The sequence below is a fragment of the Kitasatospora sp. NPDC059673 genome, from assembly GCF_042734215.1.
GTDB lineage: Bacteria > Actinomycetota > Actinomycetes > Streptomycetales > Streptomycetaceae > Kitasatospora.
The window spans coordinates 407,329-420,061 of the sequence record NZ_JBHWEN010000001.1 but is presented as its reverse complement, the minus strand read 5'-3'; the positions used below and the strand labels follow the sequence as shown (position 1 = coordinate 420,061).

The window sequence follows — 12,733 nt, the reverse complement described above, 5'->3', positions numbered from 1 at the left end:
TGGTGATCCCTGGAGGACCATGTGCGCAAGAGGTTGATCGTTTCTGCTGCCAGTGCGCTGAGCCTGTTCCTGGCCGTCCCCGCCTCGGCCTCCGGCTTCCAGCCGGGTGCGGACGGCCTGGGGGACCCGTACTACCCGACCCTCGGCAACGGCGGCTACCGCGTCTCGCACTACGACGTCCGGCTGAAGTACCAGCCCGCCACCGACGAGCTGGAGGGCACCACGACCATCCTGGCCACGGCCACCCAGGACCTCTCCCGGTTCAACCTCGACTTCGCGCTGAAGGTCTCCGAGGTCCGGGTCAACGGGCGGCTCGCGGCCTTCGCCACCAGTGGCGACCAGGAGCTGGAGATCACCCCGGACCGGCCGCTGGCCAAGGGCTCCCCGGCCACCGTGGTGGTGCGCTACCGGGACGTGCCCTCGACCGTCCAGAAGTACGGCGGCTACACCGCCTGGCGCCGTACCCCGGACGGCGCGGTGGTGGCCGGGGAACCGGTGTCGGCCGGCTGGTGGTTCCCGAGCAACGACCACCCGAGCGACAAGGCGACCTTCGACGTCTCGGTGCTGGTGCCGGACGGCACCCAGGTGATCAGCAACGGGGTGCTGACCGGCACCAGCTCGCGGGCGGGCTGGACCCGCTACAGCTGGCGCGAGGACAAGCCGCAGGCCACCTACCTGGCGACCCTGGCGATCGGGAAGTTCGACGTCATCCAGGACACCACGGCCAGTGGGCTGCCGGTCTACAACGCCTACAGCAAGGACCTCGGCGAGAACGCGGGCGCGGCCCGGGCGAGCGTGGAGCGCACCGGCGAGCTGGTGGACTGGCTGAGCGGCTACTTCGGCGAGTACCCGTTCAGCTCGGTCGGCGGCTTCGTGCCCAACGTCCGCACCAGTGGCGGCCTGGAGACCCAGACCCGGGTCTTCTACGGGCCCGGACTGTTCGCGCGGGGATCCAACACCTCGGTCGTCGTGCACGAGCTGGCCCACCAGTGGTACGGCGACAGCGTCTCGCTCTCCCGCTGGAGCGACATCTGGCTGAACGAGGGCTTCGCCCAGTACGCGCAGTACCTCTGGTCCGAGCACGAGGACGAGGGCACCGTGCAGGAACTGGCCGACTACATCTACGCCTACTACCCGGCCGACGACCCGTTCTGGAGCGTCAAGCCGGGCGACCCGGGGGAGGAGAACCAGCTCTCCGCCGCGGTCTACCAGCGCGGCGCGCTCGCCATTCAGGCGCTGCGCAACACCGTCGGGGACGAGACCTTCTTCCGGATCCTGAAGGGCTGGCCCACCGAGCGCCGTTACGGCAACGCCACCATCCAGGACTTCCAGGCGTACGCGGAGAAGCTCTCCGGCCGGAAGCTCGGCGACCTGCTGAACACCTGGCTGTTCACCCCCGGCAAGCCCGCCGTCGGGCCGGTGCCGACCGGCACCACGGCTGCCGCCCGGCCGGCGGCCGGTGCGGCTGCGGGCCGGGGCGACGGGCGGCTGCCGGTGGAACCGAAGTCCTGGCGGAAGATCCAGGAGGCCAATGCCGTTCACGCGGGCCGGCCGTGACGGGCGCGCGGTGAACCTTGCCCGGGGGCGCCCGGACACCCCGTGAAGGAGGGCGGGGGCGGGCTTGAACGACGTGAGCCGCAGTGGGGAAGCCCACTGCGGCTCACGTGTTTCTGGGACTGCCACTTGAATGTACGGACAAATTGGGGCTGAATCGCCGCAGGTGGCTTGCGTGTTTGGGCCGTGCCGTCCTAGTTTAATGTCCGTACATTTGAGGAGGCCCTTGATGACCAAGCAGCACCACCGGATCGTGATCATCGGCGGCGGTACCGCCGGGATCACGGTCGCGGCTCGGCTCCGCCGGGCGGGGGAACGGGACGTCGCGGTGCTCGATCCGAGCGAGCAGCACTACTACCAGCCGTTGTGGACGCTGGTGGGCGGGGGACGGGCGCCGCTGGGGGAGAGCGTCCGTTCGCAGGCGTCCGTCATGCCGAAGGGCGTGCGGTGGATCCGCCGTGCCGCGGTCGCCATCGACCCCGAGGCGCAGGAGGTGGCGCTGGAGGGCGGCGGCACCGTCTCGTACGAGCAGCTCGTGGTCTGCCCGGGCATCCAGCTGGACTGGGACCGCATACCGGGCCTGGCGGCGGGGCTCGGCAAGGACGGCCTGTCCAGCAACTACTCGTTCCAGCACGCCCCCGCGACCTGGCGCTTCATCCGCGAAACCCGTTCCGGCACCGCGGTGTTCAGCGCGCCGACGGGCGCCGTCAAGTGCGGTGGCGCCCCGCAGAAGATCGCCTACCTCGCCGCCGACTACTGGCGCCAGCAGGGCGTCCTCGACAAGATCGACGTCCACCTGGTGCTCCCCGGCACCGCGATCTTCGGCGTGCCGGAGTTCGCCAGCGTGCTCGAAGGCGTGGTGCGCCGGTACGGCATCAAGGTCCACTACGGCAGCGAAGTCACCGAAGTGCGCCCCGGGGCCCGCGAGCTGGTCGTCACCGAGCTGGACGGCGGGGCCACCACGACCCTGCCGTACGACATGGCCCACGTGGTGCCGCCGCAGAGCGCCCCGGACTGGATCAAGCGCAGCCCGCTGGCCGGCGCCGACGACCCGGCGGGCTACGTCGAGATCGACAAGCACACCATGCGGCACGTCCGTTACCCGAACGTCTGGGCCCTCGGCGACGCCGGATCGTCCCCGAACTCCAAGACCGGAGCCGCGGTGCGCAAGCAGGCGCCCGTGGTGGTGGAGAACCTGCTCGCCGTGCTCAACGGCCGGGAACCCACGGCCGCTTACCAGGGCTACTCGTCCTGCCCGCTGACCACCGCCCGCAACCGGATGCTGCTCGCCGAGTTCGACTACAGCGGACGGCCCGCCCCGTCCATCCCGGTGATCAACACCATCCGTGAGCGCGCCGACATGTGGCACCTCAAGCGCCGCGGACTGCCGTTCCTCTACTGGAACCTGATGCTCCGCGGCCTCGCCTGAGCCGCCGGCCCCCACCCATCCCCGTGCCTCGCGGCGCAACCATCCCTGCTCACTCCCAGGAGCCCGTCATGCCCGAGAACGCCGGACCGCTGGTCTTCGTGCAGTTCTACCTCGACTGCCTCTCCCACGCCTCCTACCTGGTCGGCGACCGCACCACCGGCCGGGCCGTCGTGGTCGACCCCCAGCGCGACGTCAACGAGTACCTCGCCACCGCCGAGCACCACGGCCTGACCATCGAGCGGGTCATCGAGACCCACATCCACGCCGACTTCCTCTCCGGCCACCTGGAGCTGGCCGAGCGCACCGGCGCCCGGATCTCCTACGGCTCCGCCGCCACCCTCGACTTCGACACCGACCCGCTGGCCGACGGCGAGCGCCTCGGCCTCGGCGAGGTCGAGCTGGAGATCCTGCACACCCCGGGCCACACCCCGGAGTCGATCTGCGTGCTGGTGCGCGAGCATGCGGGCGACACCGTCCCGTACAGCGTGCTCACCGGCGACACCCTGTTCATCGGCGACGTCGGCCGCCCCGACCTGCTCAGCTCGCGCGGCCGGTCGGCCGAGGAGATGGGCCGGCTGCTGTACCGCTCCACCCGCGCGCTGCTCACCCTCCCCGACGAGACGCGCGTCCACCCGGCGCACGGGGCCGGCTCGGCCTGCGGCAAGAACCTCTCCAGCGACCTGAGCTGCACCATCGGCAACCAGCGCACCGGCAACTACGCGCTGGCCGACATGACCGAGGACGAGTTCGTCGCCGTGGTGACCGACGGCCAGCCCGCCGTGCCCGCCTACTTCGCGTTCACCTCGGTGCGCAACCGGCAGGCCCGCCCGGTCCTGGACGAGGACACCCTCGTCCCGTCGCTCACCGTGGAGGAACTGCTCCAGGCGCGGGCGGGCGGCGCGATCGTGCTGGACACCCGGAACCCGGAGGCGTTCGCCGCCGCGCACCTGCACGGCGCGGTCAACATCCCGCTCGGCGGCCGGTTCGCCGAACTCGCCGGCCAGGTGCTCGACGCCCAGGACGCCATCGTCCTGTGCGGCGACCCGGACACCGCGGCCGAGGCCCGCACCCGCCTGGCCCGGATCGGCTTCGACCGCGTACTGGGCGCCCTGGCCGGCCCGGTGGAGGAGGTCGGCGCCGAGTACCTGACCCAGGCGATACGGGTGGAGGCCGACGCCCTCGCCGGCCAACTGGCCGATGCGGAAGCCGAGTTCACGCTGCTGGACGTGCGCGGCCCGGGCGAGGTGCGGGACAACGGCACCATCCCCGGCGCCCGCCTGATCCCGCTGCCCGAACTGCTCGCCCGCCTGGGCGAACTGCCGACCGGGCAGCCGCTGACCGTGATCTGCGCGAGCGGCAACCGCTCCTCGGTGGCCGCCTCCGTGCTGCGCGCCCGCGGCTTCGACACCACCGACCTGCGCGGCGGCTTCGCCGCCTGGCACGGCGAGGTCGCGCGTCCCACCGGCCAGGCTGCTTGTGACGCCGGCCAGGACGTTTGTGCCGCAGGCCAGGACGTGGACGGCGTCACGGCGTGAGCGTGCTGATCACCGCTCTGCTCTGCGGAGCCGTGGTCGGCGTGGCGCTCGGCGCGCTGGGCGGCGGCGGGGGAGTGCTGGCGGTCCCGGCCCTGGTGTACTTGCTGGGCGTCGCGCCCGCCGAGGCCGGGACCACCAGCCTGGTCATCGTCATCGCCACCTCGCTCACCGCGCTCGCCCGCCACCGCGGCGCCGGCACCATCGAGTGGCGGACCGGCCTGCTGTTCGCCGCGGCCGGCGTGCTCCCCGCCATCGGGGCGTCCGCGCTCGCCCACCGCATCCCGCAGGCGGTGCTGACCACCGCGTTCGCCGCGCTGGCCGCGCTGGCCGCCGCGGCGATGCTGCGCGGCACCCGCGCCGCGCGGCGCGCTCCCACCCCGGAGAGCGCAGACCGCGGCGGCGAGACCGGCGGCCGGGGCGGGCACTTGGGGACGCTCGCGGCCGGGGCCGGACTGGGCGCGGTGACCGGGCTGCTGGGAGTCGGCGGCGGCTTCCTCGCGGTGCCCGCCCTGGTATCGGTGCTCCGCCTGCCGATGCGCAAGGCGGTGGGCACCAGCCTGGTGGTCATCCTCGTCAACTCGCTGGTCTCGCTCGCCACCCGACTGACGGTCTCCGGCCTGTCCCTCGACCTGGCGGTCTTCGGACCCTTCGTGGGCGCCGCCGTCCTCGGGGCCTGGGACGGCAAGCGACTGGCGGCCAAACTCACCGGCACCGCCCTGCAGCGCACCTTCGCCGCTCTGCTGCTCGCGGTGGCCGCCGCCATGATGACCGGCGTCCTCGCCTGACCGCCCCCGCACGACCGCTGCCCGGAACGACCCCGCCGGGCAGCGGTCGCCGGCTCACCCCGGACGCCCGCCGAGTGCGGCCGGCGCCGATTTTGTGCTATCCCGGCGGAGGTACCAACATTCACTCCGTGCCCCGCACCCCGATCCGACCCATCACCCCCAGGACGGCGCCGTGACCACCGCCCCCGGCCCCCGGCCCCTCGTCCGAGCCCCGGGGAACCCGCTCTGGGCACAACTGCGCGCCGACCTGCTGCGCCGGCTCGACGAGGGCGAGTTCCGCGACGTCTTCCCCGGCGAGCACGACCTGGTCGCCGAGTACCAGGTCAGCCGGCACACCGTCCGCGAGGCCCTGCGCAAGCTCCGCGAAGAAGGCCTCGTCAGCGCGCACCGCGGCAAGGCCTCCCGGTTCACCGCGAACCGCCCGCTGGAGCAGGACGTCGGCGAGGGATACAGCCTCTTCCGCTCCGTCGAGGAAGTCGGAGCCGTCCAGCGCAGCGTCGTGCGCGCACTCGACCAGCGCGCCGACGGCGTCGTCGCCGCCCGCCTGGGGCTGGAGGAATCCACCCCGCTGATCTACCTGGAACGAATCCGCCTGGCCGACGAGGAGCCACTCGCCGTCGACCGGATCTGGCTCCCCGCGGACGTGGCCCGCCCACTCCTCGACGTCGACTTCACCCACACCTCCCTCTACGACGAACTCGAACGCCACTGCGGCAGCCGCATCTGCGGCGGCTGGGAACGCATCCGCGCCGTCGTGCCCGGCCGGGGCGAGCGCATCCTGCTCGACTGCCCCCCGACCACCGCCCTGCTCGCCATCGACCGGCTCGGCCGCGACACCGACGGGCGCCTGATCGAGTGGCGCCAGACCCTCGTCCGCGCGGACCGCTTCGCCGTCTCCGCCGCGTTCTCCCACACCGACTACCGCATGGGCGCACCGATCCACACGCTCTGACCACGGCCGTCCGGTGCACGCACGGTGCGGCGTGGGTATGTCTGCTCGCGCCGGATCTCCGGGCCGTCCGGGCGGGGCCCCGGTCAGCTGTCCCGGCCGCGCAGCGTGAGGTGGCCGGCCAGCAGGGCCGCCGCCGTCCAGGCCGCGAGGACCAGCAGAGCCCATCCCGGGGCGAGCGTCGGATCGGCCTTCATGAGTTCGGTGCCGGCCTGGTCGGGGAGGTAGCGGGCGGCGGTGCGCAGCCCCGGGACGGCGTTGGCCACCGGAGGGAGCACGAGGACGAGGGCGTACAGCAGGGTGAGCGCGAGCGCCGTGCTGCGCAGCAGGGTCGCGACGCCCACCGAGAACAGGCACATCAGGGTCAGGTACAGGCAGGCCCCGACGGCGGCGCGCAGCGCTCCGGGACGGCTCAGCTCGACGCCGTACGGGCCAAGGGCCGTCTGGGAGGCGAGGAAGGAGAGGAACACCGTAGGGACGGCCACCAGCAGGGCCACCCCGCCGGCGGCGGTGATCCTGGAGAGGTGGAACAGGCCGCGGTCGGGCACTGCGGCGAGCGAGGTGCGGATCATGCCGCTGCCATATTCGGCGCAGACCAGCAGGACCGCGAAGGCGATCAGGGTCAGCTGGCCGATCTGGACGCCGACGAAGCCGGCGTCCAGGGGATTGAAGTCGGGGCGGAGCAGCCTGCTCTTCCGGTCGATCGCCGAACGGGCCGAGGCGCAGCTCAGCACGCCGATCCCGACGCTGACGACCGGGACGAGAACGAGCGGGAGGAGCGTCGACCGGACCGTGCGGATCTTGGTCAGTTCGGCCCGGACCACGGCCGTGAGGGCGTTAGAGGACATGCCGGTTCCCCCCGGTGAAGGTCTCCGCCCGGTACTGGGCGGCGTCGTCGGTGAGACGGAGGAAGGCGTCCTCCAGGGAGGCCGTGCGGGTGGCGAGCTCGCCGAGGACCAGCCCGGCCCCGGCCGCGATCCGGCCCACCTGCTCCGTTCCGGCACCGTCGACGACCACGGCGCCGCGCTCCTCCTGGCGTGCCGTCAGCCCGGCGCGGCCCAGGGCGTCCAGCAGTCGGTCCGGCTGCGAGGTGCGGACCAGCACCTGCGCACGGCAGTGCTCGGCGACGAACGCGTCCATGCCGGTGTCGGCGAGCAGCCGGCCGCGCCCGATCACCACCAGATGCCCGGCGGTGATCGCCATCTCGCTCATCAGGTGACTGGACACCAGGACCGTCCGGCCCTCGGCGGCCAGGCCGCGCAGCAGGGTGCGGATCCAGCGCACGCCCTCCGGGTCGAGGCCGTTGACCGGTTCGTCCAGCAGCAGCACCTGCGGGTCGCCGAGCAGCGCGGCGGCGATGCCGAGCCGCTGGCTCATGCCGAGCGAGAAGCCGCCGGCCCGGCGGGCGGAGACGGACTCCAGGCCCACCAGGGCGAGCACCTCGCGGACCCGGTCGCGGCCGATCCGGTTGGTTTGGGCGAGCCACAACAGGTGGTGGTACGCGGTGCGGCCGCTCTGCACCGCCCCGGCGTCCAGCAGCGCACCGATGTGCCGCAGGGGATCGCGCAGCTCGTGGTAGGCCCTGCCGTCGTAGCGGACCTCGCCCCGGTCGGGGCGCTCCAGGCCGAGCATCATCCGCAGGGTGGTGGACTTGCCCGCCCCGTTCGGGCCCAGGAAGCCCGTCACCCGGCCGGGCCGGACCGTGAAGGTGAGCCCGTCGATCGCGACGGTGCCGCGATAACGCTTGGTCAGTTGCCTCAGTTCGATCACGGCACCAGGCTGTCGCGCAGCGGTGCCCCGGCACATCGCCCGGCGCTCCGAACCGCCGCCTCCACCGGGCGGCGGAGGCGGCGGGCCGCACCGGCGCCGATCTCCTCCCACGGTCGGTCGTTCTCGCGGCCGAGGTGCCGGTGGGTTCGAGCGGATACGGTGAGCGTATGTCCCAACTCCCCTCGACCTGGCAGCCGTTGTACCGTGACGGCGCCGTCCGGCCGCTGCGCCGCCGGGAGTTGGTGGCCCTCGACTCCCTGGTGGCGGTGGTGCTGACCGCGCTCTTCCTGGCCCTGCCGGGCCCGGCGTGGCGCCCCGACGGCGGGTGGTCGCTCCGGTTCGCCCTCGCGGCCGCGATGGGACTGCCGCTGGCCCTGCGCCGGGCCCGTCCGGCCGCGGTCTGTGCCCTGGTCGCGGCGGCCTCGGTGGTGGCCTCGGTGATTGGCGCCGTCCGGGAGCCGTTCCTCGCGGTGGCCTTCGCGCTCTACCAGGTGGCCGTCTCCACCGGGGCCGGTCAGCCCCGCAGGATCGGCCGGACAGGCCCCAGGGCCCGGCGGGTGCTCACCCCGGTGATCGGGGCGGTGAGCGGCGCCGTACTGGTGCTGCTCCTGATCTCGGGCTCCCCGCACGGCGGCGGGCCGGACCTGGTGCTCCGCCTGGCCGGCCTGGCCGTGGCCGGGATGGCCTGGGTGCTCGGCCGGGCGGTCCGCGAGCGGCGTGCGCAGGCGGCGCGCTCGGCCCGGCGGGTCGCCGTGGCGGCCGTCGCCGAGGAACGGCTGCGGATCGCCCGGGAGTTGCACGACATCGTGGCGCACCACGTCGGGGTGATCGCGGTGAAGGCCGGGGTGGCCAACCACCTGCTGGCCACCCGCCCGGAGGGGGCCGGCGAGGCGCTGCGGGTGATCGAGACGGCCAGCCGCTCGGCACTGGCCGAGATGCGGCAGATGCTCAGCGTGCTGCGGGCCGGCGAGTCCGGTCCGGAGACCGACGGGGCGGACGGGCTGCGCCCGGCGCCCGGGCTCGCCGCGCTGCCCGAGCTGGTGGCCGGCGCCACCGCGGCGGGGCTCACCGCCGAGCTGCGCACCGAGGGCACCGCCAACCTGCCGCAGGGGGTGCAGAGTTCGGCGTACCGGGTGGTGCAGGAGGCGCTGACCAACGTCCTCAAGCACGCCGGGCCGACGCACTGCCGGGTGGAGCTGCTCGCCGACGGGCGGGAGCTGCGGATCGAGGTGACCGACGAGGGCGCCGCCCCGGCCCGGGCCGCCCGTCGGGCAGGCCACGGCGGCGGATACCTCACCCGGCACGGGCCCACCGGGGAGGCCGGGGCGGCCGGGGACGGGAGCGGCCACGGCCTGATCGGCATGAGGGAGCGGGTGGAGTTGTTCGGCGGACGGTTCGCCGCCGGGCCGCTGCCCGGCGGCGGCTTCGCCGTGCGGGCCGAACTGCCGTACCGGACCGAGGTTCCGGTGGAGCCCTGACCGGGACCGGCCCGACCGGGCGCCCGGGGACGGCCCCCGTGGCGCACCCCGCCCCCGGGCGGGACGACGAGCGTGTGGAGGAAAGCCTGTGACCGAGCCGGTCCGTGTCCTGGTGGTGGACGACCAGGCGCTGCTGCGCGGCAGTTTCCGGATGCTGATCGACGCCGAACCCGGCCTGACCGTGGTCGGCGAGGCGGCGGACGGCGCCGCCGCGATCGAGCTGGCGGCCGAGCACCGGCCCGACGTGGTGCTGATGGACGTGCGGATGCCCGGAACGGACGGCATCGAGGCCACCCGGACGATCTGCCGGCGGAACCCGGGCGTGCGGGTCCTGATGCTCACCATGTTCGACCTGGACGCGCACGTCTTCGCGGCGCTGCGGGCCGGAGCCGCCGGGTTCCTGCTCAAGGACATCCCGCCGGCCGAACTGCTGCACGCGATCCGGGTGGTGGCCGCGGGCGAGGGCCTGCTCTCGCCGAACCTCACCCGGCGGCTGATCTCGGAGTTCTGCCGCCACCCCGCCCTCGAACCGGCCGGTCCGTCACCCGCACTGGACGGTCTGACCGGCCGGGAGCGGCAGGTGCTCCACCTGGTGGGCGCCGGGCGCTCCAACGCGGAGATCGCGCAGGAGCTGCACGTCTCCGCATCGACGGTGAAGACGCACCTGGGCCACCTGCTGGACAAACTCGACGCCCGGGACCGCGTCCAGCTGGTGATCATCGGCTACGAGAGCGGCCTGCTCACCCCGCGCCACCGGGTCTGACCGTCCGGCACCCGCCCCCGCCGCAGGGCCTCCGCTGCTCCGGGGGCTCGGGCAGGCCGGGAGGACTGCCGGGGACCACCGGCGGGAGCATTGGCTAGGGTCGGAGCATGAGCGCCCGTTACCTTCTTCCGTACGCCCCCGACGTGATCGGCGGTCTGCCCGCCGGTCTCGATGCCCTCGTGTGGGACGGGGAGGGGCCGGTGCCGCCGGACGAGGCGCTTCGCGAGGTGGAGTTCTTCTGCCTGCCCTACCTGCGGCACGCCGCCGCGCTTCCGCTGATCCCGCACCTGCCGTCGCTGAAGGTGGTTCAGACCCTCACGGCCGGGATGGACGACGTCCTGCCGCACGTGGCGGAAGGTGTCCTCGCGTGCAGCGCGCGCGGACTGCACGACGCCAGCACCGCCGAGCTGGCGGTGACGCTGATCCTCGCCTCGCTGCGGGGCGTGCCGCACTTCACCCGCCTTCAGGACCAGGGGCGTTGGAGCCAGGAGTTCCACCAGTCCCTCGCCGACCGGACGGTGCTCATCCTCGGCTACGGCTCGATCGGCCGGTCGCTCGCCGCGCGGCTGGAGCCCTTCGAGTGCGAGGTCGTCCGGGTCGCACGTCGCGCCCGTCCCGAGGAACGGGTGCACGGCGTGGCGGAGTTGGCGGCGCTGCTGCCGGATGCGGACGTCGTCGTGCTGCTGACGCCGCTGACCCCCGAGAGCCGCCATCTCGTGGACGCCGAGTTCCTGTCCCGGATGAAGGACGGCGCGCTGCTCGTCAACGTCGCGCGGGGACCCGTGGTCGACACCGGGGCGCTGCTCGCGGAGCTCTCCGCGCAGCGGCTGCGGGCGGCGCTCGACGTCACGGACCCGGAGCCGCTGCCCGCCGACCACCCGCTCTGGCACGCCCCCGGCGTGCTGATCACCCCGCACGTCGGCGGCCCCAGCAGCGCCTTCCTGCCGCGGGCCAAGCGCACACTGCGCCGGCAGATCCTGCGGTTCGAGAACGGCGAGCTGCTCGCCCCCGGGCGCTGACACCTGCGGCCGGGCCACTGGTGGGAGTGCGGCGGTCAGTGGTGCGCGCGGGCCTGGAACCTGATCGGCCGTCGGTTCGTCCGACTTGCTGACCGCAGGATCGGCGAAAGGTACCCGGATGGGACGACGGATACGCAAGCGGATGCTCCTGCACGCGGCAGGGGCGGTGGTGGCCCTCGCCGCGGTGACGGCACCCACGGCACCGGCGGAACCCCTGGCAGCGCAGGCACCGGCAGTCGGCTCGCTCGACGCCGCCGGGGACGGCGGCCCGGTGGCCGACCTGTCGGCGGGTCAGGTGCCGTTGGACGGTGGCGGTGACCGTGCCCTCCCACAGCCGCCGGCGCCGGTGGACGAGACGCCGGGTGCGGGTGCGCAGACCGTCGCGCTCCAGGACGTGGGCAGGGCGAGGCTGCCGTCCACCGTCTTCGACGCCTACCGCAAGGCGGAGGCGTCCCTGGCCACCTCGTCCGCCGGGTGCCACCTGCCGTGGCAGCTGCTCGCCGCGATCGGCCAGGTGGAGTCCGGGCAGGCCGACGGCGGCCGGGTGGACGCCACCGGCACGACCTATCGCCCGATCCTCGGCCCGGTCCTCGACGGGAACGGTTTCGCGGCGATCGCCGACACCGACGGCGGACGGTACGACGGAAGTACCGTGTGGGACCGGGCAGTTGGTCCGATGCAGTTCATCCCGTCCACCTGGGAGAGCTGGGGTGCGGACGGCAACGGCGACGGCAAGGCGGACCCGAACAACATCTGGGACGCGGCGCTGGCCGCCGGCCGCTACCTCTGCGCGGGCGGCCGGGACCTGGCCGTGCCGGCGCAGCTCGACCGGGCGGTCCTCGGCTACAACAACTCGGCGGAGTACCTGCGGACGGTCCGGGCGTGGATGGTGCACTTCCAGGCCGGCACCTCGGTGGCGGCGGACCGGCCCGGCCAAGCCGCGTCGGCTCCGGCACCGGCGCCGGCTGCCAGCCCGTCCCGATCCCCGTCTGCGTCCCCGTCCCCGTCCCCGTCCCCGTCTGCGTCCGCACCGGCGCCGACTGCCGGTCCGTCTCCGACGGGCTCGCCCTCGCCCACGGCGAGCCCGTCACCGTCGGCGTCCGCCACACCGGGCGGGACTCCCTCCGGCTGCCCGTCGCCGTCCCCGTCGGCGAGTTCGAGCCCGAGTACGAGTGCGAGTGCCTCGCCGTCGGCGATGACGAGTGCGTCGCCGTCGCCGTCCGCGCCGGGGCCCTCCGCGACGCCCACGGGTTCGCCCTCGCCCGGCTGCAACGCTCCCGCGCCGTCGGCGTCCGCGTCGCCATCGCCATCGCCGTCGCCGTCGCCGTCGGCGCGGGCGGTCGGTGGTGCCCCGTCGTCCCCGCCCGCACCCGTTCCGGCCAGGTGAGGAAGCCGGGGCTGCGGGCGGGCCGGTAGGCCGCCGGGACCGGCACTCGGGTGCCGGTCCCGGT

General features: G+C 73.9%; 11 protein-coding genes and 1 pseudogene. 10 read left to right on the top strand and 2 right to left on the bottom strand.

From position 1 onward, the window contains the following. Positions 1–21 precede the first annotated feature (21 nt). The 5 genes from ACFV18_RS01700 to ACFV18_RS01680 all read left to right on the top strand — a co-directional run bounded on the left by ACFV18_RS01700 (position 22) and on the right by ACFV18_RS01680 (position 6,255). Positions 22–1,557: a M1 family metallopeptidase gene (locus ACFV18_RS01700; RefSeq protein WP_380478178.1), complete on the top strand. Its 1,536-nt coding sequence runs from the start codon at positions 22–24 to the stop codon at positions 1,555–1,557. A gap of 226 nt (positions 1,558–1,783) precedes the next feature. Then, positions 1,784–2,983, top strand: coding sequence for an FAD-dependent oxidoreductase (locus ACFV18_RS01695; protein ID WP_380478177.1), 1,200 nt, complete (start codon positions 1,784–1,786; stop codon positions 2,981–2,983). 68 nt (positions 2,984–3,051) lie between these two features. Further along, positions 3,052–4,518: a rhodanese-like domain-containing protein gene (locus tag ACFV18_RS01690; RefSeq protein ID WP_380478176.1), complete on the top strand. Its 1,467-nt coding sequence runs from the start codon at positions 3,052–3,054 to the stop codon at positions 4,516–4,518. Beyond that, complete coding sequence (locus ACFV18_RS01685) at positions 4,515–5,303, top strand: sulfite exporter TauE/SafE family protein (RefSeq protein ID WP_380478175.1); 789 nt, start codon at positions 4,515–4,517, stop codon at positions 5,301–5,303. Before ACFV18_RS01690 ends, ACFV18_RS01685 begins: the two co-directional genes overlap by 4 nt. A gap of 172 nt (positions 5,304–5,475) precedes the next feature. Beyond that, entirely contained in the window at positions 5,476–6,255 is a 780-nt protein-coding gene (locus ACFV18_RS01680; protein WP_380478174.1) for a GntR family transcriptional regulator, read from the top strand. Between the two features lie 83 nt (positions 6,256–6,338). On the opposite strand, the gene ACFV18_RS01675 is transcribed toward ACFV18_RS01680, so the two are convergent. After that, positions 6,339–7,100 carry an ABC transporter permease gene (locus ACFV18_RS01675; protein ID WP_380478173.1) on the bottom strand — a complete coding sequence of 254 codons (762 nt, stop codon included), beginning with the start codon at positions 7,098–7,100 and terminating at the stop codon, positions 6,339–6,341. After that, positions 7,090–8,022 (bottom strand): ATP-binding cassette domain-containing protein, encoded by a 933-nt coding sequence (locus tag ACFV18_RS01670; RefSeq protein ID WP_380478172.1) that lies wholly within the window; start codon positions 8,020–8,022, stop codon positions 7,090–7,092. The genes ACFV18_RS01675 and ACFV18_RS01670 overlap by 11 nt, the downstream gene beginning before the upstream one ends. Before the next feature lie 167 nt (positions 8,023–8,189). Here ACFV18_RS01670 and ACFV18_RS01665 point away from each other — a divergent pair, with 167 nt between their 5' ends. The 5 genes and pseudogenes from ACFV18_RS01665 to ACFV18_RS01645 all read left to right on the top strand — a co-directional run bounded on the left by ACFV18_RS01665 (position 8,190) and on the right by ACFV18_RS01645 (position 12,698). Beyond that, the gene (locus ACFV18_RS01665) at positions 8,190–9,500 is read left to right on the top strand and encodes a sensor histidine kinase (RefSeq protein WP_380478171.1); all 1,311 of its coding nucleotides are present in this window, start codon (positions 8,190–8,192) and stop codon (positions 9,498–9,500) included. 88 nt (positions 9,501–9,588) lie between these two features. Then, on the top strand, positions 9,589–10,263 hold the full coding sequence (locus ACFV18_RS01660; RefSeq protein WP_380478170.1) for a response regulator: 675 nt from the start codon (positions 9,589–9,591) through the stop codon (positions 10,261–10,263). 107 nt (positions 10,264–10,370) lie between these two features. Next, positions 10,371–11,282, top strand: a complete 912-nt coding sequence (locus ACFV18_RS01655; RefSeq protein WP_380478169.1) for a 2-hydroxyacid dehydrogenase — start codon at positions 10,371–10,373, stop codon at positions 11,280–11,282. A gap of 118 nt (positions 11,283–11,400) precedes the next feature. Continuing rightward, positions 11,401–12,069: pseudogene (locus ACFV18_RS01650) on the top strand (lytic transglycosylase domain-containing protein); the annotation flags it as partial. 95 nt (positions 12,070–12,164) lie between these two features. Further along, positions 12,165–12,698: a hypothetical protein gene (locus ACFV18_RS01645; protein ID WP_380478320.1), complete on the top strand. Its 534-nt coding sequence runs from the start codon at positions 12,165–12,167 to the stop codon at positions 12,696–12,698. The last annotated feature ends 35 nt before the right edge of the window (positions 12,699–12,733 follow it).